Origin of the sequence: Bacillus sp. T2.9-1, assembly GCF_950097965.1 — a bacterium.
GTDB lineage: Bacteria > Bacillota > Bacilli > Bacillales > Cytobacillaceae > Niallia > Niallia hominis.
Genome location: NZ_CATNHG010000088.1, coordinates 1 through 21,121, shown reverse-complemented (window position 1 = coordinate 21,121; position 21,121 = coordinate 1). Strand labels below are relative to the sequence as shown.

The 21,121-nt window shown below is 36.8% G+C and carries 17 protein-coding genes and 3 pseudogenes; 14 read left to right on the top strand and 6 right to left on the bottom strand.

The features are described 5' to 3' along the window. Positions 1-93: 93 nt before the first annotated feature. Positions 94-981, top strand: coding sequence for a DUF2971 domain-containing protein (locus tag QQZ16_RS11070; RefSeq protein WP_031536472.1), 888 nt, complete (start codon positions 94-96; stop codon positions 979-981). Between the two features lie 299 nt (positions 982-1,280). Here the strand turns inward: QQZ16_RS11070 and QQZ16_RS11065 are convergent, their stop codons facing one another. The 3 genes and pseudogenes from QQZ16_RS11065 to QQZ16_RS11055 all read right to left on the bottom strand — a co-directional run bounded on the left by QQZ16_RS11065 (position 1,281) and on the right by QQZ16_RS11055 (position 3,724). Next, a complete protein-coding gene (locus tag QQZ16_RS11065) occupies positions 1,281-2,126 on the bottom strand; it encodes a nuclease-related domain-containing protein (RefSeq protein WP_035416230.1) in 846 nt (281 codons plus the stop codon). A 265-nt stretch (positions 2,127-2,391) separates the two neighbouring features. Then, positions 2,392-2,718, bottom strand: a pseudogene (locus QQZ16_RS11060) (transposase); the annotation flags it as partial. A 100-nt stretch (positions 2,719-2,818) separates the two neighbouring features. Then, positions 2,819-3,724 (bottom strand): DMT family transporter, encoded by a 906-nt coding sequence (locus QQZ16_RS11055; RefSeq protein ID WP_031536468.1) that lies wholly within the window; start codon positions 3,722-3,724, stop codon positions 2,819-2,821. Between the two features lie 109 nt (positions 3,725-3,833). On the opposite strand from QQZ16_RS11055, the gene QQZ16_RS11050 reads away from it, so the two are divergent. Beyond that, positions 3,834-5,270, top strand: coding sequence for an aminotransferase-like domain-containing protein (locus QQZ16_RS11050; RefSeq protein WP_031536467.1), 1,437 nt, complete (start codon positions 3,834-3,836; stop codon positions 5,268-5,270). 94 nt (positions 5,271-5,364) lie between these two features. On the opposite strand, the gene QQZ16_RS11045 is transcribed toward QQZ16_RS11050, so the two are convergent. Beyond that, complete coding sequence (locus QQZ16_RS11045; protein ID WP_031536466.1) at positions 5,365-6,942, bottom strand: FAD-dependent oxidoreductase; 1,578 nt, start codon at positions 6,940-6,942, stop codon at positions 5,365-5,367. A 93-nt stretch (positions 6,943-7,035) separates the two neighbouring features. On the opposite strand from QQZ16_RS11045, the pseudogene QQZ16_RS11040 reads away from it, so the two are divergent. Beyond that, positions 7,036-7,131 (top strand): annotated as a pseudogene (locus QQZ16_RS11040) (dihydropteridine reductase); the annotation flags it as partial. An 856-nt stretch (positions 7,132-7,987) separates the two neighbouring features. Beyond that, on the top strand, positions 7,988-8,698 hold the full coding sequence (locus QQZ16_RS11035) for a GNAT family N-acetyltransferase (RefSeq protein ID WP_048719076.1): 711 nt from the start codon (positions 7,988-7,990) through the stop codon (positions 8,696-8,698). A 319-nt stretch (positions 8,699-9,017) separates the two neighbouring features. Here the strand turns inward: QQZ16_RS11035 and QQZ16_RS11030 are convergent, their stop codons facing one another. After that, positions 9,018-9,338, bottom strand: a complete 321-nt coding sequence (locus tag QQZ16_RS11030) for a hypothetical protein (protein ID WP_414630350.1) — start codon at positions 9,336-9,338, stop codon at positions 9,018-9,020. A 321-nt stretch (positions 9,339-9,659) separates the two neighbouring features. Here QQZ16_RS11030 and QQZ16_RS11025 point away from each other — a divergent pair, with 321 nt between their 5' ends. The 7 genes from QQZ16_RS11025 (at position 9,660) to QQZ16_RS10995 (ending at position 16,594) form a co-directional block, all read left to right on the top strand. Continuing rightward, entirely contained in the window at positions 9,660-9,905 is a 246-nt protein-coding gene (locus QQZ16_RS11025; RefSeq protein WP_031536463.1) for a hypothetical protein, read from the top strand. Beyond that, positions 9,905-11,254: a tripartite tricarboxylate transporter permease gene (locus QQZ16_RS11020; RefSeq protein WP_031536462.1), complete on the top strand. Its 1,350-nt coding sequence runs from the start codon at positions 9,905-9,907 to the stop codon at positions 11,252-11,254. The genes QQZ16_RS11025 and QQZ16_RS11020 overlap by 1 nt, the downstream gene beginning before the upstream one ends. Before the next feature lie 46 nt (positions 11,255-11,300). Then, complete coding sequence (gene mvk, locus QQZ16_RS11015; protein WP_284561358.1) at positions 11,301-12,269, top strand: mevalonate kinase; 969 nt, start codon at positions 11,301-11,303, stop codon at positions 12,267-12,269. Positions 12,270-12,293: 24 nt separating this feature from the next. Continuing rightward, complete coding sequence (gene mvaD, locus QQZ16_RS11010) at positions 12,294-13,283, top strand: diphosphomevalonate decarboxylase (protein WP_031536460.1); 990 nt, start codon at positions 12,294-12,296, stop codon at positions 13,281-13,283. 15 nt (positions 13,284-13,298) lie between these two features. Next, the gene (locus QQZ16_RS11005; protein WP_031536459.1) at positions 13,299-14,375 is read left to right on the top strand and encodes a phosphomevalonate kinase; all 1,077 of its coding nucleotides are present in this window, start codon (positions 13,299-13,301) and stop codon (positions 14,373-14,375) included. A gap of 16 nt (positions 14,376-14,391) precedes the next feature. Next, on the top strand, positions 14,392-15,411 hold the full coding sequence (gene fni, locus QQZ16_RS11000; RefSeq protein WP_031536458.1) for a type 2 isopentenyl-diphosphate Delta-isomerase: 1,020 nt from the start codon (positions 14,392-14,394) through the stop codon (positions 15,409-15,411). Positions 15,412-15,628: 217 nt separating this feature from the next. Next, entirely contained in the window at positions 15,629-16,594 is a 966-nt protein-coding gene (locus tag QQZ16_RS10995) for a tRNA dihydrouridine synthase (protein ID WP_031536457.1), read from the top strand. A gap of 994 nt (positions 16,595-17,588) precedes the next feature. On the opposite strand, the gene QQZ16_RS10990 is transcribed toward QQZ16_RS10995, so the two are convergent. Beyond that, entirely contained in the window at positions 17,589-18,932 is a 1,344-nt protein-coding gene (locus tag QQZ16_RS10990) for an ISLre2 family transposase (protein ID WP_284561357.1), read from the bottom strand. A gap of 186 nt (positions 18,933-19,118) precedes the next feature. Here QQZ16_RS10990 and QQZ16_RS10985 point away from each other — a divergent pair. From QQZ16_RS10985 to QQZ16_RS10975, 3 genes and pseudogenes are all read left to right on the top strand, one after another. Further along, positions 19,119-19,412, top strand: a pseudogene (locus QQZ16_RS10985) (tyrosine-type recombinase/integrase); the annotation flags it as partial. A gap of 162 nt (positions 19,413-19,574) precedes the next feature. Beyond that, positions 19,575-19,976 (top strand): VOC family protein, encoded by a 402-nt coding sequence (locus tag QQZ16_RS10980; protein ID WP_031540344.1) that lies wholly within the window; start codon positions 19,575-19,577, stop codon positions 19,974-19,976. Positions 19,977-20,236: 260 nt separating this feature from the next. Further along, a complete protein-coding gene (locus QQZ16_RS10975) occupies positions 20,237-20,980 on the top strand; it encodes a hypothetical protein (protein ID WP_031540343.1) in 744 nt (247 codons plus the stop codon). Positions 20,981-21,121: the final 141 nt, after the last annotated feature.

Below are 21,121 nucleotides of genomic sequence, written 5' to 3'. Positions count from 1 at the left end.
AAAGGAAATAAAATGTTTATGATTGTCTATTACTGCATTCTGATTAACTCTAGGGTCTTAACCTAATGCTATTTTACATGTTGGAGGATTCTTATGGATATAAATGAAGAAAGAGAAAAATATATTAAAGAAAATCCAATGGATTATTTAAAAGCTTTAGAAGTCCTAAATCGTTTCCCGAACGATGCTTTTAATACGATTTATAAAATAATAAAATTACATGTTCCTGATGAGGTTTATAAATATTACTCGTTAACTAACAATGAGGAACTTAATAATATGAAGTTTACAACATTAGAAAACAGAGAAGTATACCTGTCATATGCAAGTGATTTTAATGACCCTTTTGATAATCGATCCTATTATTATGATGTTGGGAGATTGAAAAAATACAAATTTGGATTTTTCTTTGATGAAAGTTTTGTAGAAGATAAAATAAAATATACAAGATTGGCATCCTTTTCAAAGTCAGGGATTAGTAATTTACCAATGTGGGCGCATTATTCCAATAATCATCATGGTTTTTGCGTAAGTTACTCAACAGACTTTAATAAAAATAAAGAACTTAGCCCATCTTTATTTCCGGTACAATATTTAGAGGGACGAGTAGATGTTACGGAGTATTTTGAAGGCTTTTTAATTAATGTAGAGGATAATTACGCAAATGCTATTAAAGAACAACAAAATGAAATATTAATTGATAATTTAATGTTATTATGGGTTCAAATCTTAACTTGTTACATTAAACAGAAGAAGTGGGAATACGAACAAGAATTTAGAGTAATGAAACCTGCAAATGTTCTTAAGGCTGATTATATGAGAGCAAACCCATCAGCAATTTATATTGGTTATAAATGCAAAGACGAACATATAGTCCGATTGGTTAATATTGCTTTTACTTTAAATATTCCAATTTATAAAATGGAATTAAATCCAACCTCAGAAGACTTTGAACTTGTACCAAAAATAATTTCTTTATAAAACGCAAAGCGTGGATCAAGTATTTTCCTAATACTATGATTTACAAATAAACTTAGGGAATAGGTATGAATGTTTTAAGATATTAAACTTACCTTTCTTGAATAAATTTTGCTCATCTAAATCTTTTTACACAAATTTTACACATAACTAGTAAAAAACCTTATAAACTCAATAACTATCAAACTATATCGACCCCGACCACCAGTATCAAAAAATTTAGTTTCCTTTTGTACTAAGTATCCATTTAGACTAATGATTCTATTATCTAAATGGATATTAACTTCTGTTTTCCTTCTATTTCATAAACTTTTTTGATGCTCAAAACAATAAATTTTTCCTTGGAACTTCTTATTAGATAAACAGAAGGCTTTTACTTTAGCAGATACTGGTTTCTGACAGACTATACATTTAGTTTCCTTTTCTTTTTTATCAGTGATGTTCTTTTTTTCTTTGATAATATCTATATGCTGCTTTCTAATTGCAGCGTCTGTAATATTAGCATTCAAAAGTGAATTGTATATCGTCTCAATCTCATTTTTTAGAAAAATCGGCTTTTTGTATTGTAATTTAAGAACAGCCACCTTTCTATTAATAAAATGAGTTAATTCAACGTCATAAATTACCAATTCATTAGAATGAATCTTTCTCAATTCTTCCTCAATTTTAAAAGTGCATCTCTTTGTAAAGGAAACCAATGAAATAAAGTATTGCTGGTATTTATCTTCTATAAAATTTTTGAGAGCTTGAATATGACCATAATTCTGCATTAAAGGATTCCTCATTTTAAACTTACCATTGATTAACCAAGTTTTTTTATTTTTGCCTCCATAAATAGTGCCTTGATAATTCTTTGTTTCAATTACGAATAAACCATAAGGGGTTATGATGATGTGGTCAATTTGGGAATATCCCGTTGATGATTTAGGATTTTTAATTAGTAAATCACTTAAGTACATATAATCTTTAGATAGTTGGGATAGTTGAATATCGATTTTGTATTCTCCAAGTTCACCTTTTCTAACTGCAGTTCGGTTGTCCTTTATTTTTGTTGTCGCGTTGTTTGTCTTTTTTACAGGGATTGGAGTTTCTTTCATATTATTATTAATGTTGTCTTTCTTATTTTTAAATAGAAAATCTAAAAACATGATTTGCCTCTTTCCTATGGGAAATATTTCATTATACTTTAATATCGACTTACATGGACGAACTTGAATAGAGGTATGCTTAATAAGGAAATCCAGTATTTTTGACTATTAATTTATTTCACTAGTGTCGCATAAATAAGTTCTGAATTTTCAGTTTTGTATTTTCTATATTTTTAAGAAAAAATAAAAACACCAAAACTAAGGTAGTAAACATCCATTTTTTTACTATAACCTGTGACTTATCCAACAACGACTGTTACAGCCCTTATGGCACGCACTTTCCTTTGATTTTGCGTAACCAAATGTTTGCGGATTTCCAGAGAGCTGCTTTTAAATAGCGACTAATTTGTAAATAACTTCGGTCGCTATTCGAGTTCAACTGGGCCAATACGTTCAAACAATACACAATCATCGCTATATACACTTGATTGTGTACAGCTTGCTCACTATGACCATAGAACTTTTTGATATTCAAATGTTGTTTCATCCATTTGAAAAAGAGTTCAATCGCCCAACGTGATTTATAGATTTCTGCGATTTCGTCTGCACTTAAATCAAATCGATTCGTTAGTAAGGTTAGCTCTTTGCCTTTTGTATCAAGTAATTTCAGTCGACGTGAAGTGAGTGTCAGGCACCGTAAAAAGACAGTTGTCTTTTGATGGTGCCTGACACCATTTTTTGGCACCATTTTTTTAAGAGGATGCCATATTTTTGATTCCAATGAATTCTATGATTTTCCGAATGTTTATTAACACAAGACTACTTAATATTAGAAAAACTCCAATAAGCATGATTGGGTGGACATTTTCCTCATAGAAAAAATGGCCGATAGTTAAAGCGATTAGCGGTGATACATACAACCATGTCGAGGGAAGAAAGGCATTGGTCTTTGCCACTAGGTAGTAATAGATAGTGTGGCCAATCATTGATCCCGCAATTGTCAAGTAAACGATAGATAAAAAACTCGGGATTGTTAGTGCAGGTGCTGTTTCCCTTGTAAATAGGGATAGAAGTAGCAAGAATATTCCTCCATAAATCATTTGCACACCGTTCATGGCCATTGGACTTTCCTCTTTAAATGTGCCGATAATTTTTCCAGAATAAATCGTACCGACTGCATAGCCGATTTCACCTAGGAGGATAATTCCACATCCTAATATCCAACGGATGCTCCAATCGATTGTAAGTCCAGGCAGAAAAAGAAAGAAGACACCAATAAAACCTATTATTACTCCGCAAATGCTGGATAGATTCATCTTTATTCGTAAAAATGCAGTCTGAATTAGGATAATCATAATTGGTCCTGAAGCCGAAAGTACTGCTGCAATTCCTGAAGAAACAAATTGTTCTGCCCAATAAAGGCTAGCAAAGGTAATAAAGGTTAAAGAAAATCCTGTGAACATAAGTTCTTTGCGACACAGTAGTTTCCAGGATGTTCGTTTGCGTATAAGAAGAAAAAAATAAAGGATGGCACCTGCTGCTAAAAACCGTATTCCCGCAGATAGAAAGGGCGGAAAGCCTTCATCTATTCCTACCTTAATGGCCAAAAAAGTAGTTCCAAAAATAAAACACATGATACAATACATAATTACCGTCATCGTAATCCCTCCTGCAATTAATTGTAAAATAGGCTGGATAGACCAGATGGGATTATATAGACCAGATTTAAGCAAATGGTACAATAATAGAAGATGAGGAGGGATTATAATGGTTGTAAAATCAGAACATACTGCCTTATACAAGCAAGTTTATGAATATATACTGACACGTATTAAAACAGGAGAATGGGAAAAAGACAGAAAGCTTCCTTCCATAAGAGGTCTTGCAGATTTGCTAGGGGTTCATCGGTTGACAATCTTAAAAGCGTATCAACTTCTAAAGGAGGAAGGTCATGTCTACGCAAAAGATAAAACAGGCTATTATTGTAAAGATAGCAATTATTTAAGTGAAAAGGGAGAACAGCCTGCTATCCACTCCTATATTCAAAATAGCCATTTATCAGAAATTCATCGTGAGCAAACTTTTTATAAATTCTCTGCTGCAGTTATTGATCCAACATTATTGCCAAACAGATACCTTTCTCAACATGTTAAAGAGATATTTGATCGATACCCTCACTTGCTTGGGACTTATGCACCTGTAAAGGGAGATGATGAATTGATTGCAGGATTATCTGCCTATTTCCAAAAGTATGACAAACTGTACATAGAAGAAGACTCCATTATCGTTACATCTGGGGCACAGCAGGGTATTGATATTATTGCAAAGGTGTTTGTTCAGGGGCATGATTATGTGATGATTGAAAGTCCTACATACAGCGGAGCAATCGATATATTTGTGAATAGGGGAGCGAAACTCATTTCCCTCCCTATTACAGAATCAGGTTTTTGCCTAAAAGAAGTAGAATCGCTTATGAAAAAGTATAAACCAAAGCTTTTTTATACAAATCCAACCTATCACAACCCGACAGGTTATACCGTGCCAGCTGAACAAAGAAAGCAACTCGCAGATTTAGCGGAAAAATACCAATGCATTATTTTGGAAGATGATTCTTTTCATGAAATCTATTTCCACGAAACTCCTCCACTGCCAATATTTTCATATGATACAGGAGGGTATGTTATTTATTTACGCAGTTTCTGTAAATATATGGCGCCAGGATTGAGAATATGTGCAATGGTCGCCCATCCAAGCCTTGTCAAATGGCTCATTAAGGGAAAGGCGCTTGCGGATAATGGAACTCCCTTGCTTAATCAGAAAGCTTTTTTGTTTTACCTTACTTCGGATAGGGTCCGTATACATATGGAAAAACTAAGAATAGCATTGCAGTTAAGAAAAGAGCGAATGGAAGCAGCGCTCAAGAATCATTTTAAATGGGATAGCCCGGGTGGAGGATTAAATCTATGGGTTCGTATTGATGAAGAAATGGATAAAAGCTTATTGAAAAACAGAGCACTAGCAAGTTCTATTTCGTATGTACCAGGATCTATCTGCGACCCGCATGGAAGAGATATCCCATATATAAGGCTTAGTTATTCTTTCCTGAATGAACTAGAAATTAAGAATGGAATACGAGAGTTAATGAATATTTATGATTTTACAGCCAAAGAAATAAGGGGAAGAGGTGCTATTTCAGGGAGATAGAAAATGGATGTTTTCTCTAGCTATTTTACCTTTTTGTCGACAAACTAAAACAGCTAAACAATATTTAGCTGTTTTTTTTGCTTACTTAATTTACTTAATAACCAGAGTCTTCTGAGGTAAAATTATCTATCAGTTTATAATCATATTTTTGTAATGGCTTCTCGGCAGGTCCTTCCAGCACTTCCCCTGTATACGAGAATCTAGAACCATGGCACGGGCAATCCCAAGATCGTTCACCATTATTCCATTTCACTTCACACCCCATGTGAGTACAAGTTGTATCTACGATATGAAGCATACCCTCTTTATCTTTATAAGCCCCTTTTCTGTGCCCATCAATGTCAATAACAGCTCCCTCATCGTTGGCTAGATGATGGATACTCTTCTGAGGAATTTCTAATTTCCCTTTAATTAAATGACTAACAACGTTCGCATTTTCCGTTAAGAAGTTTTTCAGACTTGGATTCGGATGAAAACGGGAAGGAGAATATAATTCCTGGTACTTGTTCTTTTTTCCTAGTACGATATCTCGGAATAAAAGCGCAGCTGCGGTTCCATTTGTCATCCCCCATTTCCGATATCCACTAGCGATTAATATATTTTTTTGACCAGGGGTAATTTCGCCAATGTAAGGAATCTTATCCAGTGTAACTAAATCTTGAGCTGACCAACGGTATGTAATATTTTCAATGCCGAATACTTGTTGGCCGAAGGTCTCCAAGGCCTCGTAATGTTTGAGTGTTTCCCCTCCTTGTCCTGTTTTATGACTTTCCCCAGAAATAAGAATCATTTCTTCGCCATTGATTGTTGCATAGCGGAGAGACCTTTTCGGTTCATCGGCACTAATATACATACCACCTGGATATTCTGTTTTTATTTTAGCAGCAATAATATAGGAACGGTCTGCATGCATTCTTGTAGAGTAAAGTCCTGCTCCTTCATAAAAAGGGAAATGAGAACAGGCAAGAACGTATTTTCCTGTAATTCGAGCTCCTCCACGAGTAAGAACGATGGGGTGTTCGCCAGTCTCTATATCTACAGCTGTTGTATTTTCAAAGATGTATCCACCTTTTTCGGTAATTATTTTTGTAAGATGAGCCAAGTATTTAAGTGGATGGAATTGTGCTTGATTTTTCATAACAAGTGCATTAAATATTTCTAAATCGAAAGGGAGTTTATTTACGAGTTCGCCTTCAATAAGAAGCTCCTTATAGGCATCTGCCTCTTTTTCTAGTTTAAGTGCATATTCTTCTGTTGTGCTATAAACATAAGCATCTTGCTGAGTGAACTCACAATCAATTTGATGTTTATTGATCGTTTCTTGAACAAAGTTTAAAGCATCGGTGTTTGCCTCGTAGTATAATCTTGCCATCGTGTTCCCAGCATAGCGGATTAGTTCATCATAGATTAAATCATGCTGGGCAGTGATTTTAGCTGTGGTATGTCCTGTTGTCCCGTTCAGTAATTTGTCTGCTTCGATAATAGCAACTTTCAGCCCTTCATTCGCCAGCAGATAGGCGGAAGTAATGCCTGTAATGCCACCTCCTACAATAACGACATCAACTTGCATGTCATTCTCAAGGCGGGGGTACTCTGGTAAATGAGCCGTATTTATCCAATAAGATTCTGCGTTAGGGGGTAATTTTCCATTGTAATTAGTGTTGGTGGTCACTATATAAATCCTCCATCTAATAGGTTATACCGTTATTATTTCCATTTACTAGAAGGATGATACTTGCAAATAATGGAGTAAGGAGAATATACAATGCAAATATACTGGACAAAAATAAATAAGATTATTGAGGAAACGCTAGAGGTTAAAATATACCTACTTGACCGCCCGGAAGACTTTATATGGAAGGTTGTTGCCTGACACCATTTTTTTCTATTTTTCCCTTACTCACCATTTTCATCGTAACGACTTCCGTTACGCAAAGGAAAGAAGCTTAAAAGTAAATTAGGTATAGTATGTAGATAGGCAGTTGGTAACAAGAGATGAAAACATCAACAATCAGTATCTGGTAATCTAGATTAGCCTTTCATTTTTTTCTTCATCGCTCATTACCGAATGGACTTTTTATTTAACAAAGGGGATTAACTTGCAACAAATATAAAACGCTAACTTCTAAAGAGCTAAAATTTAGTTACGAGAGACTTAGGCACAATCCGTCAAAATGGTTAGTGAGAAATTTAAAATCTATTAATTGTGTATTGGAAATCATGTTATAGGGTTTGAATTTTCTCAGTCTATAATTGTTGGGATATTCTAATAGCATCAAAACATATTAATAAAAAAACTATAAAATAATTACAAAGAGGCTGGGACATAAGTATTTCAATCAACAACAAACACGAACTATAATGTAATTTAGTTACATTATAGTTCGTGTTTGTTTTTTAGAAAAAGGTTTAAAAACGAAGTGAAATGGAGCGGAGGACGCTCGACTCCTGCGGGAAATAGAGACGCTTTAGACCCCGCAGCGCAGCGAGGAGCTTAGCTTCCTCCCCGGCGCATCGTGCGTCCGTAGCGCAATGGAACGACTGGTTTTTACACTTATCTAGATTTAAAAACATAGATAACCATCATGAGAAAGTAGCTTTATTTAAGAGATAAATTAAAGATTGTTCGTCTTTAAAGATTAGTTATTTAGTTTGGTCCCAGCTTCTTACTTTGCTATAATTATGTCATCAAATATGACATTCGGAGTGTAAAATAAATGAAAAAGAATAGATTCAAGCATGATGATTTTGAATATGATACAAACGATGAATTTTATTTTATAGCTGGTCACACGGATGGTGGTGCAACATTTGGACTTCGTTGGGAAGATATTATCCCAGAAGAATTGAATTTCAGACCAGCTATCAAAAAAGATGCAGAAGAAGTTGTAGAACTAATTCATCTTGCAATTGGAGATATCACTGAGCAGTTAACCGGTCAAACGAAGGTGGAAAATATTCATACGACTCTTGCAAAATTTTTTCGTGAAGAAAACAATCGTCTTAGCTATCAAAATGTGATAGTTGCGGATATTTTTGACGAGATAACTGGAATTATCGTAACTTATTCTGGCACAGATGCTTACCAATTGGACAAGCCTCTACTTGAACGTTTAAGAAGAAAAACAAGGAATCAGAACATTAACTTTGATCAAGAGGCGGATATTGGAGATTTATATATTGATACGATTTCTGTCTCACCAAAGTTTCAGGGCTATGGAATTGGGTCAGAATTGTTGAGGAAGGCTGAAGAATTAGCGTTACAGAAAGGATATGAGCGAATATCCCTCAATGTTGCCAAGGATAATCCCTATGCAAAAAAGTTATACATTCGTATAGGATATCAAGAAGATAAAGAGATACAGATTAATGGTCACACTTATGACTATATGGTGAAGACATTGAAATTTCATGCTAATAGGGATTAATTTATGTTGTTCCATCTAGGGTACATATTGGAGATTTTTTAAAGGAGAGCTTCTTCTGAAATTAGGAATCAATAAAGCAAGTGCGATTGATTAATTCAAGTGGAAGCAATCATTGATGTAGAATGCGATAAGCCAGATAATTTAATATACTAAATAAACTTGTAGAGTCATATTAGAAAAAATTCAATTGTTAGATGGGTAAACGTTTTAATTAACGATAATAGGACAAACGGAATGGTCAAAGGTTTAGAAGATTGTAGAGAAATGATATCTCAACAATTAATGTTTCAGGGGACAAGAAATCTGTCCCCTGATCCCTTTAGTATCCTGGATAATAAGGATTCGAATATGGATAAGGATACGGGGATGGGTAAGGATACGCATACGGGTAAGGAGCAGGTACTGGATAAGGAGTTGGTGTTGCGGCAGCGCCAAGTGCTAATCCTGTAAGAGTACCTAATGCAAATCCTCCTCCTGGATAATGTCCACCTTGATGATGCCAGTTTCCACCATTTCCCCAATTTGGATTTGGATGTCCGCCGCCATGTTGATGCCAATTATTGTGTCCACCATGGCCACCTGATGCATGACCACCACCGCCATGATGTGACCTCATGCCTATTTGATTAAAATTCATCATTTTTTTGTCCCCTTCCTTTAAAATCTTTATATCATATGCCTATATTCTCAAAATGGATATCAAAAATAGGTGACAAAAAATAGGTGACAGGCACTATAAAAAGACAACTGTCTATTTATGGTGCCTGTCACTATTTAAAATAAAAGAAGTGGTTATGCCATACGTAATTTGTGGTATAACAACCATGGAAATATATTTTATTTTTTAGAATTCAATTGAGAATCGTTTTCAGCATATGGGATTTAGTGTATAATCTTCGTGGGGAAGCGGAATCTAACAGTATGCTCATTTATGATCATTAAATACAAGGAGTTTGATTTTATGGATAATAAAAATAGGCAAGAGGCAAACGATAATATTGAGGTCTGGGAGGATCTTGTTCGAATAAAGGATTTGGTTTTGGCAATAGCCATTTGTGCTATAACCACGATGGGTGCCTATTTTATCGCGCCAAACGAAGCACCGAAGCCGTTGTTTTTTGGTCTCGCTGGTGCACTTATTGGGTTTATCATTTGTAGTTTTATCATTAAGCCAAAAAGAAACTTTAAGGGAACAGGAGAAAAATAATGGACATTGTATTAATTATAGAGATGATTGCTGCTGCCGTTTTAGCAGCTGTTTTATATACAATAATCGGCGTTGCACCAGGGACAGATGAAACAGCTGTATTAGCTCCGGTGACGTTAGCAATCGTATTGGCAGGGGTAGAGCCAATTGTGGTCTTAACCTTCTTTATCTCTGCGATTGTGGCTAATAAAGTAACGGATTCGATTCCAGTTGCGCTCGCTGGTATTCCTGGCGGGGTGATGGCAACCCCAATGGTAGAGCATGCACTCGTATTAAAAAAACATGGTATGCCTGATATCAGTATTCGCAAAATGGCATCTGGCTCTGTTATTGGGACGCTCGTTTCGGTTCCTGTAAGCTTACTTATGGCACAAGCCTTAATACCATTTTCTGATGTCATCAAAGAATATGCAAACCCGCTCTTTTTCATTGGTGCCGTTTTACTTGCATTAATGACCAAAAATAAAGTGTTAGCACTTGTATCGATTCTTCCATTTGCTTTACTAATTGAAGGCCTGCGCCATCTCTATTGGGGAATCGGAGTAGTGCCTGAGGGAACGAATGTCTTCATTTCCTTTTTCTTGGGAATTACAATTGGTCCCGTCATTTTGACCATATTTGAACTTTTACATAAAGAAAAGCGAGATAGTATGCCAAGGTTTCCAAAGAAAACGATTGATTTTGCGCAAACAAATCCCATTAAAGGATTTCCTAGTCCTTTTAAAATATTGACAAAGCAGGAAACCGCATCAAGTGTACTTGCCAGTTTTATCGGTTCTATCACCTTCATTATGAGCCCTGTCGGCATGACTATATTTCTTGGAGAACTTTTTTCAAGTAGAGTAAAGGATCCGGTGAAAAAAGCATCTGTTGCGATTGCATCAATGGAGGGGCTGACAAATGCTACGTATATTTCTGGAACCTTGATTCCTTTAATTGCACTCGGTATTCCCTTGTCTCCAATGGCGATTGGTCCAGCTAATGCCCTTTTTAATGCGCCGCCAGTCTTTACAACAGAGCATAACCTGCATCATATCTTATCAAATGCAGACTTTGTCTGGGCGACGCTTACCGGTGCAACGATTGCCCTTGCGATCACTTATTTTGTTACCGTCAAATACGCCCATAAAATTTGTGCCTTTGTGTTTCGGTGGGTTCCCCATGAAGCAATTCTAGGACTATTTTTCGGACTTGTGCTATTATTAGCTTTTATGGACGCTGGTTTTATTAATATTATTGGTGTACTAGTTATCGGGTTATTTGCTGGTATGCTTCACCGTTGGGGCGTGAATTATGGCGTTCAGTTTATGATCCTTTATTCAGCACCATGGATCATTACTTGGTTTTAAAATGTAGACAAAAGAGGTACATCTAGGTAAACATCCAATTTATTCAGTGAAAGTGGGGATATCGATGCTTGAAACTCCACAAAAAGTTGCGGTAGGCCGAGCACATAGTAAATTGATTTTAATTGGGGAGCATTCCGTTGTTTATGGGCAACCGGCAATTGCTTTTCCTTTTAAACAAATAGAAGTAAAAGTAACAGTGAAAACGATTGGGGGAAATACGATCCAAATCGAAAGCCCCTTTTATCAAGGACCAATTGAACAGATTCCTGAAAAGATGGAGGGAATTGGTGATTGTGTCATCCAAACATTGAAGGTTCTTGAAAAACGTTCATCAGGCTTACATATTCGGATTGCCTCCTCGATTCCAATTGGGCGTGGACTAGGTTCAAGTGCAGCGATTGCGATTGCACTTGTTCGCGGTCTTTTTGCTTTCTTCAATCAGAGTCTCAAGGATAGTCAGCTGATGGCATTGGTGGAACGTGCCGAAAAATTTGCTCATGGAACGCCAAGTGGGATCGATATGATGGCAGCATCTAGCGCCAATCCCATTTGGTTTCAAAAACAACAAGAGGTTGAAATGGTGAAAATAGGTGCTCCCTTTCATTTGGTTGTAGCAGATAGTGGCAGGATTGGCGATACGTATTCAGCAGTGAAATCGATTCGAGACAAGTATGAAAGGAAGCCGAAACAAATCGAGGAATCCATTACATTACTTGGCAAATTGACAGAAGATGTACGGTTAGGACTTGCAGTTGGTGATTATCAAAAGGTTGGCGATAAATTAAATCAAGCACATCAACAGCTCTCTTTACTTGGTGTCAGTGATCTAGGATTAGATGGCCTAGTAGAAGCAGCTCGAACTGCTGGAGCAGTAGGAGCGAAATTAACAGGTGGTGGCCGTGGTGGTTGTATTTTGGCACTAGTAGAAAATGAGACTATCGGCAAAAAGGTTGCAGATGCCTTGGTTCAAGCTGGTGCTACTCAAACATGGCAATACACAATAGCTAAATGCTAATTAGATTAATGAGGAGTATGGTTAATGGAAGCGATCGCTCGTGCGCACACGAATATTGCATTAATAAAATATTGGGGGAAACGCGATTCTAAGTTGTTTTTACCAATGAACAGTAGTTTATCGATTACTTTGGATCATTTTTATACGGAAACAAAGGTACAGTTTTCGGATCAGTTTGAAAAGGATTCTCTTGTCTTAGATGGAAACCAAGTCTCGGATCAGGAGATAGGGAAAATAACCACTTTTCTTAATCATGTACGCAATATTGCAGGGACTAAAACCTTTGCAACAGTGACATCGGTGAATCACGTGCCGACAGCTGCCGGTTTTGCTTCTTCTGCTTCCGGATATGCAGCATTAGCAGCAGCTGCAAGTAAAGCATTACAGTTAGATTTATCAGGCACAGAGCTGTCTGCTTTAGCTCGTCAAGGCTCTGGTTCTGCTTCTCGCTCTATTTTTGGCGGATTTGTTGAATGGCAAAAAGGAGAGAAAACGGACGGAACAGATTCGTTTGCGACACAAATCATAGACGAACAAGCGTGGGATGTGACTGTTCTATCTGTGGTAGTGGAAGCTGGGCCGAAGTCTGTTTCGAGCAGAGATGGCATGCAGCGGACTGTAGATACGTCTCCGTTCTATGATGGCTGGTTAGCAACAATAGAAGAGGATTTAAAGGGGATAAAGGAAGCCATTAAAGCGCGCGATTTTACGCAGCTAGGAGAAATCGCAGAAGCGAATGCCCTGAAAATGCACGCTACAATGCTAGGAGCAAAGCCGCCATTTTTATATTGGCAAAGTGCAACGTTTGACGTTATGCAGAAGGTCATGGAATTGCGCCAACAAGGCATAGAAGCTTACTTCACCATTGATGCAGGGCCGAATGTAAAAGTGCTTTGTGAACCGAAGAATGAACAGATAATTAAAGAAAAGTTTGCTGCTTTGCCTTCTGTCCGTGATGTGATTGTATGTCATCCAGGACCTGGGATTGAATATTTATCAGAGTGGAATGGATAAAGGGAGTGAGTCTGGATGCATGAAATCAAAGTTCCAGGGAAACTATTTATTGCCGGAGAATATGCGGTATTAGAACCTGGTTATCCGGCGATTGTTGTAGCAGTTGATAGGTTTATTACAGCACAGATTACAAAGAGTGAACAACAGACTCTTTCTTTGCCGCAGCTGGGTCTTCCTAATGTTGCTTGTCGATTTGAGGGTGGACAAGTCATTTTTGAAGAGGAAGACACAAGATTAGATTTTATAAAAAATACAATCGCTGTGGTGCATCAATATTTACAAGAAAGGTCTATTGAAACCAAGCCTTTTTCCCTGACGATAACGAGTGAATTGGATGATGCCGATTCTGGCCGGAAATATGGACTAGGGTCAAGTGCAGCCGTAGTTGTCGCTGTTGTTTCCTCTATTTTAACATTGTATAGAGATTTCTTGCCTGTTTCGAAAACCCTTATTTTCAAACTAGCTGCAATCGCTCATTATCAGACACAAGGGAGTGGTTCTTGTGCAGATGTGGCAGCATCGACATATGGTGGTTGGCTCCACTATACAGCGTTTAAAGCGAGCTGGTTAAAAGAAAGGCTGAAAGAGAACGGATCTATTACTCCATTGGTAGAAGAAGAGTGGCCACATCTACAGATCGAGCCACTAGAAGCCCCTGAAGAATTAGTACTTGCTGTCGGCTGGACTGGTAGTTCTGCTAAAACAGCTTCTTTAATAAAGAAGATTGAGCCGCTTAAACAGAAAAATTCTACTATTTATGGAGATTTTTTACGTAAAAGCCGTGATGCTGTATCGACAATGGTAGAAGGGTTTAAACAGAGCGATATGGAACTAATGATGGCTAGCTTATCCGCTAATCGATTGGCATTGCTAGAGTTAAGTGAAGAGACTGGTGGCGCAATTGAAACGATTCATTTAGAAAAATTGATTGCCATTGCTAATTGTTATGGCGCCGGAAAATCGTCTGGTGCAGGTGGCGGTGATTGTGGAATTGCTTTTACAAGTACAGACAAGCTTGAACGATTACATAAACAATGGCAGGATGCTGGTATTGTTCCATTAGATATCCTCCCTGCAACCAAATATAATTAGACTGGAGTTTGGAAAAATGACTGATTCAATTGATAAAAGAAAAGCCCAGCACATTGAGTTGGTTTTAAATGAAAAAGTAACAGGTGATAACATATCGACTGGTCTTGAAAAGTATCGTTTTCTACATAACGCCTTGCCGGAAATTGATTTTGATGAGATTACATTAGATACAGCGTTTTTAGCTAAAAAAATGAAGACGCCTTTTTTGGTAAGCTCGATGACCGGTGGAGCAGCAATGGCGGGGACGATAAATCGAAATCTGGCCATTGCTGCAGAGGAAAGAGGTTGGGCATTTGCCTTAGGTTCTACAAGAGCACTGATTGAAAATGAAAAATATCGAGAATCCTTTCAAGTTCGAAAATATGCACCAACCATTCCAATCATCGCTAATTTAGGTGCGGTTCAGTTTAATTATGGCTTTGGAATCGACCAATGTAAACAAATTATCGAGATGACGGAAGCGGATATGCTCGTTCTTCATTTGAATAGTATTCAGGAGATTGTACAACAAGAAGGAGATCGGAATTTTAAAGATTTGTTGGGGAGTATTGAGCAAGTATGTACACAGCTAGATATTCCCGTTGGTGCAAAAGAGGTGGGCTTCGGAATTGATGGCACCATCGCGAAAAAATTGACCGACGTTGGCATCTCATTTATCGACGTCGCTGGTGCAGGCGGTACATCATGGAGCCAAGTGGAAAAACTACGCTCTAAAGAGAAAATCAAGAAAATAGCAGCAGAAGCTTTCAGTAGCTGGGGGATCCCAACTGCCGAATGTATTGTATCTGTTAAAGACGCGATTGATAAACCGATTATCGCAAGCGGTGGAATCAAAAATGGAATGGATGCTGCTAAGGCTATCGCGCTTGGATCAGATATGGTTGGCTTTGCCCGGTCGATTTTAAAAGAGGCTACAGAATCACCAGAGGATTTAATTGAACTTTTTGAGACTCGAGAGCTGGAATTACAGATGACTATGTTTGGAATTGGTGCAGCTACTGTTGGGGAATTGAAGGGAACAGATAGGATTAGGTAAGGAAGCAGGGGAGTTCTTTTGCTTCCTTTTTGGCTGCCATCTATACTATATTAAATAGGCACTTCATACATTTTTAACATAGTATATAATGTTAAAATTTTCTTTAGTTTGATAAAAGTTAGTGAAAAATGGTATAAGTGTAAAAGAATCATGAATTTTGTACTTATTAGGGACAAGGGGTCTGTCCCCTTGTCCCTTTGAAAGGATTTGAATAGATATGAAAGAGAATTTTTGGCGTGACTTGCCACGACCATTTTTTGTGCTTGCACCAATGGAGGATGTGACAGATGTTGTTTTTCGTCATGTGGTGAGTAAAGCAGGGAGACCAGATGTGTTTTTTACTGAGTTCACAAATACGGAGAGCTATTGTCATCCAGAGGGTAAACAAAGTGTACGTGGAAGACTAACTTTTACCGAAGATGAACAGCCAATGGTTGCCCATATTTGGGGGGACAAGCCCGAATATTTTCGCCAAATGAGTATTGGTATGGCGGAGCTTGGATTTAAGGGGATTGACCTTAATATGGGCTGTCCTGTACCAAATGTGGCAGCTAAAGGGAAGGGAAGCGGCCTTATCCTACGTCCAGAAGTCGCTGCAGAAATAATCCAAGCGGCAAAAGCAGGAGGATTACCGGTAAGTGTGAAGACAAGACTTGGTTATACGGAGATAGAAGAGTGGCACGATTGGTTAGCACATATACTGGAACAAGATATCGCTAATCTCTCCATTCATCTGCGTACAAGAAAAGAAATGAGCCAAGTAGATGCCCATTGGGAGCTTATCCCAGAAATCAAAAAGCTCCGTGATCGCATTGCGCCAGATACCCTTTTGACAATCAATGGGGATATTCCTGACCGTCAAAAGGGCTTGAAGCTAGCCGAGCAATATGGTGTGGATGGAATTATGATAGGGCGTGGTATTTTCAAAAATCCATTTGCCTTTGAAAAAGAACCGAAAGAGCATAGCAGCAAGGAATATTTGGATCTCCTAAGATTGCAGCTTGATCTTCATGATAAATATTCAAGTGAATTAGAGCCACGTCCATTCCAAGCTCTTCATCGCTTTTTTAAGATATATGTAAAAGGATTTAGAGGAGCGAGCGAATTGAGAAATCAATTGATGAGCACAAAGTCGACGGATGAAGTGCGTGCGATGCTTGATGGGTTTGAGGTTGGTGAGTGAGATTAGTGGATAGTAGACTAAAGCGATCCTCCAAATATATAGGCTAATATTAAATGGGTATGTGTGTTTTGTATAAAACTCACACACCCATTTTTTGCATTGGCTGAAACTTGTAAGTCAGCGTTTCTAAAAACATTAATAGTCCATATTACATAAATTTTGGGGGGGAATCATTAAATTAAGCCTCCGGAACATTTGGTGAGTGGCTTTGCAAGTCCAAAGTCTAAGAAACAATTTGTACTTACAGATGAAATTTATGAATTTATTTGTAATGCATGGATTATTAGAGAATATCGAGGGTTCGAGAAGGTCCGCACTACTCGATTCAGGACAAAACATCTTATTTAAAAGGGAGTGAGTTCAAGAGATTCTCATTTTAACTGCATTAGGGTTAATCGTACCAAAAGTAAGTAGTGAGTTCTTATATAAATAAGGATTTTGCCTTTCAAATAAAGAAACTCGCCAATTCCAATGGAAAGATTCCCATTTTATATACCAATGCCACTATCAAATCGGCACATATTTAAAGAAAAGCACCTCAAAACGGAGCCCTTTACTCTAACAGTAGAGGTTTTTTTACGTTATTTTAAAAGTAATGAACATATATTTAAAGTGAAAGTAAAATTACTCTGTAAAAAGAAAAGCGATTAATTTTTAATAAGGAAGTCATAAACTATTTTACTAAGTATTACTGGGTAAAGGTATTTAAATCCCTTCCCCACTATATATTATCTTAATGGATATAATTTAAGGATGATAGAAATCCATATACTTAATTTTTAATAATCAAATACTTATGTTTTTCTTGAAAATAGAAATTAGGTTTTTTGTATTATACCCGATTAAACCTAAAGGAGGAACCCACCATGCTAACCCGATTGAGTCAAGTTTTTGTGGGAGTTTTTTTTAGCTCCCTTTTTATAAAGTAAAACTTCTAATTTTGTATCCGTTTTCTAAATGTTTTCTTTCATCAAAATTTCGTTTTTTTCTTTTTTTAAAAACCTTTTAATCCCTGTAAGGCAAAGTGAACGGGTTTTCCAATCGCTTGATTTAAGTATGGTATGTTCTGACGCACGGTTTCTGTTACTAATTTTGTGGGTATTTTTCTTTTCGGTCGATGTTCTTTCTTTGATGTATTTAGGCTTTTTTCTTTTTCCCATTTCCCATATATCGTTTGGATGGATAGGTCATCCTTCAATCCAATCCACAAGCGCGCCATGCTCATGACCCCTTTTTTGCTCCATGCTCTTCCATTCTTTAATCGTTTGGCTAATTGATTCATCATTGCCTCTGCACTTCCCATTGGACGATACGCTGTCGTGTCCAAGCCTTTCTCCTGTAACCAACTACGGTAATCTTTTATGGTTTCCTGATGATGCGTTAAAAAGCCGAGGAAATGCTCTAGTTTTTCTTCTTCTTCTGGTGTATCCATTGTTCCTACTGCGCTATTCAACTCTAGAAGTAATGTTTCTACCTGGTAGTTTTTTAACGCTCTTTTCATGTAGCGGTATCGAGGATGGCTCTTCATTAGTTGCTTCATCGAACGAGCGACATGAAAACGGTCCATGGTGAAAAAGGCGCGTTCCCGAAAATACTCCCGACATGCCGTTATCCAGCCTGCTCCATCGCCATTAATAATAAGCAAGGTTTGGGTAGGATCATACGCATAATGATTCTGTAAGAACGTTTCAAAGGCTTCCCAAAAGGGTTCTTTTCCTTCATAAAGAAAATGCCTTTTATTTCGGAGCCTGACTCGCTTTCCGTTTTCTTTCCATCCCTCGTGTACAGCGGCGAATTTCAACTCCCATCCACGCTTTTTCTTTTCTTGACTCTTCACATATAATCCATCTACTTCTACAAACAATACCTTTTGAAAAGGGCGTTTTTCCTTAGCGGGAAGTACGCTTGTTTGAAGAAGATGTTGCCGTAATGCTTCGTGGCTCATCGCCGAATAGCCTAAAAATTGTTCGAACGTTTCCACCGCCTTTCGATAGGAGGAACCATTCGTCGCTAGTTCTAACCCCCATTCTTCTAGTAGCGGACTAAATCCCTTATTCCCCTGAAACTGTAAATAGTGATCTAATAGACAAATATATTTTTTGGTCACACGATCAAAATAATAATTACGCTTCAGCTCCACTGCTCCAAACGCTGTATCTACTCGTATTTCTCGTTTATCTCGTAAAGCAAATCTTCTTTTGTCTCGTTGCTGAGCAATCTCTTGATCCCAATTTTCTAATGTTTGAACAAGGATTTCTTGAAACGTCATTTGTAGTGTTCGAAATAAAGTTTTTTCCAATTCTTTTAATGATGGCATTTTTGTGTTACATTGATTCATGAGAGCCTCTCCTTTTCGTAGTTTTCTAGTCAAATTCTACTTTACAAAAGGAAGCTCTCTTTTTTAATGCTTAATTTTTTCCAGCTACCGCGCTCTCGCTTGGTGGCCTTTTTGTCTAGTTGGGGGAATCGTCCCCCAACTAGACAAAAAGGATATTTATTCTCCCACAAACATTTTACTCATACTCTAGAGGAAAGAAAAGATAATGAGGAGGCTTTATTTGTTACTCTCCGTGCCCCACACCGAATGGGTGTTGCACAAATGAGATATGTCATTAAACAGATTTCGTTAAGAGCAAAAATTAGTAAGTGTATACATCCGCACCAATTAAGGTATAGTTATGCAACCACCTTAATTAATAATGGAGCACCATTAGAAGTTATTCAAAACTTGATGGGGCATGAGAAAAGTGAAACAACAAGGATTTACGCTTATCTAAGTGGACAATTAAGACGAGAATTATATAAGAAGTATTTCTGAAAGAACTGCAGGGAAAATTGCAGTTCTTTATGTTTTTATCAGAGCCGTATTTCAAGAATAAATGTCGTTTGTAACAATAGGGGCAGGTTAGTAAGAGAATGGATTTATAATACAAGTTGAATTATAATTTAGAAAATAGATAATAAAAGGAGTAGATTTATAATGGAAAAAATGGTCACACCATTTTTAATGTTTCAAGATGGCAAAGCAGAAGAAGCAATGACTTTTTACACATCTCTGATTGAGGATTCAGCAATTACAAATATTGTTCGATATGGTGCAAATGAAGGTGGGGATGAAGGAACTGTCATGCAGGCTACTTTCACCTTAAAAGGTCAAGAATTTATGTGCAGTGACAGTAATGTAATACATCAGTTTTCCTTCACACCTTCGTTCTCAATATATGTTACTTGTAATACCGAAGAAGAACTTGACAATATTTATCAGAAACTGATCGAAGGTGGACAAGCTCTTATGCCACTAGGAGATTATGGATTCAGTAAGAAATTTGGCTGGCTAAATGACCGTTTTGGAGTTTCGTGGCAACTAAATCTACCTAAATAATATGAAGAACTTAATATCCTGTTCATACCAATAATAAAAAGCATATATTGTTTAAACTAACGGGTGCTTTCCTTAAATAGAAGGCGAGCCTTTTCGTATGGTGCTAAAGGGGCAGTTTAGTGAAAGAAGGACTTTAAATAATAGACGGCGAATTCACATACAATAATAATCAATGGGGATATAAGATTGAAAATCTAAGAGGACACCTGTAAAGAAAATACTGAAAGGAATCTTGGGAAATTCAAGATAGTGAAGTGAAAATGAATAATCTAAAGAAAATATCTAGAGAAGAAGCAGCTAAACTAGGACAAGATAACAGAACAGTTTACTTTGATAACAAAGAAAAAATAGCAAATTTAGATGTTATTGAAATCCCAGATAATCTATCATTAGTCCAACAATTAGTAATTGCTAAATACTATTATATTTCTCAAGATTATCAAGATTTTATATATATTTATTCACATGAACAGTACAATTACGATGATCTTTTATGCTTATTTAATAAAGGATATTATTGTTATAAAGGTAATAAAAAAATAGCATTTTTATTAGAAAGTCCAAAACAACAAGCTATTGATTATTTTAGAGATGCGGTAAAAAACAATAAAATAAGTCCTTTTTTAACTAGTTTTTATAAGAAAAAAATAATAAATACGTTGGTTAGAGATCCTAATGAAATGCTGTCAATAAATACTACTCCAATTGAACAAATTAAAGAAATCATACCTAAGAAGAGAGAGTTAAGTTTCTATTTACTTAACACAAAAGATTTTGATTCTTCATCTATAGAGTCAGAACATAAACCGTTACTCAGTTATTTACAAAAACATCATCCGATAAGCTTTTCTATTCCTTCACCAAATAATATTTGTTTAGATAGCAACATTATTAATAATTATGGAATAAAACTCTTGTCATCAATATATAAGAGTATCTTACTAATTAACGAAGATAAAGATAATAGTGTTCTAGAAATACTATTCAGTAACCCCCTCTGTTAGGATAGATGTCGTACGATACTTTAGTGTTATACTTTAAGTAAATAACACGGAGGTCGATCGATATGAAAGAAAAAAATGGAGTACGATACTCGAAGGAACAAAAAGAGGCAATTGTTAAACGAATGATGCCACCACATAACG

What these genes read in the sequence shown, in the direction of transcription:
- QQZ16_RS10990 (WP_284561357.1), bottom strand. Translation starts at nt 18,932, where the DNA reads ATGAATCAATGTAACACAAAAATGCCATCATTAAAAGAATTGGAAAAA.
- QQZ16_RS11050 (WP_031536467.1), top strand. Translation starts at nt 3,834, where the DNA reads ATGGTTGTAAAATCAGAACATACTGCCTTATACAAGCAAGTTTATGAA.
- QQZ16_RS11065 (WP_035416230.1), bottom strand. Translation starts at nt 2,126, where the DNA reads ATGTTTTTAGATTTTCTATTTAAAAATAAGAAAGACAACATTAATAAT.
- QQZ16_RS10980 (WP_031540344.1), top strand. Translation starts at nt 19,575, where the DNA reads ATGGAAAAAATGGTCACACCATTTTTAATGTTTCAAGATGGCAAAGCA.
- QQZ16_RS11005 (WP_031536459.1), top strand. Translation starts at nt 13,299, where the DNA reads ATGCATGAAATCAAAGTTCCAGGGAAACTATTTATTGCCGGAGAATAT.
- QQZ16_RS10995 (WP_031536457.1), top strand. Translation starts at nt 15,629, where the DNA reads ATGAAAGAGAATTTTTGGCGTGACTTGCCACGACCATTTTTTGTGCTT.
- QQZ16_RS11030 (WP_414630350.1), bottom strand. Translation starts at nt 9,338, where the DNA reads ATGATGAATTTTAATCAAATAGGCATGAGGTCACATCATGGCGGTGGT.
- QQZ16_RS11055 (WP_031536468.1), bottom strand. Translation starts at nt 3,724, where the DNA reads ATGACGGTAATTATGTATTGTATCATGTGTTTTATTTTTGGAACTACT.
- QQZ16_RS11035 (WP_048719076.1), top strand. Translation starts at nt 7,988, where the DNA reads ATGAAAAAGAATAGATTCAAGCATGATGATTTTGAATATGATACAAAC.
- QQZ16_RS10975 (WP_031540343.1), top strand. Translation starts at nt 20,237, where the DNA reads ATGAATAATCTAAAGAAAATATCTAGAGAAGAAGCAGCTAAACTAGGA.
- fni (WP_031536458.1), top strand. Translation starts at nt 14,392, where the DNA reads ATGACTGATTCAATTGATAAAAGAAAAGCCCAGCACATTGAGTTGGTT.
- mvaD (WP_031536460.1), top strand. Translation starts at nt 12,294, where the DNA reads ATGGAAGCGATCGCTCGTGCGCACACGAATATTGCATTAATAAAATAT.
- QQZ16_RS11025 (WP_031536463.1), top strand. Translation starts at nt 9,660, where the DNA reads ATGGATAATAAAAATAGGCAAGAGGCAAACGATAATATTGAGGTCTGG.
- QQZ16_RS11070 (WP_031536472.1), top strand. Translation starts at nt 94, where the DNA reads ATGGATATAAATGAAGAAAGAGAAAAATATATTAAAGAAAATCCAATG.
- QQZ16_RS11020 (WP_031536462.1), top strand. Translation starts at nt 9,905, where the DNA reads ATGGACATTGTATTAATTATAGAGATGATTGCTGCTGCCGTTTTAGCA.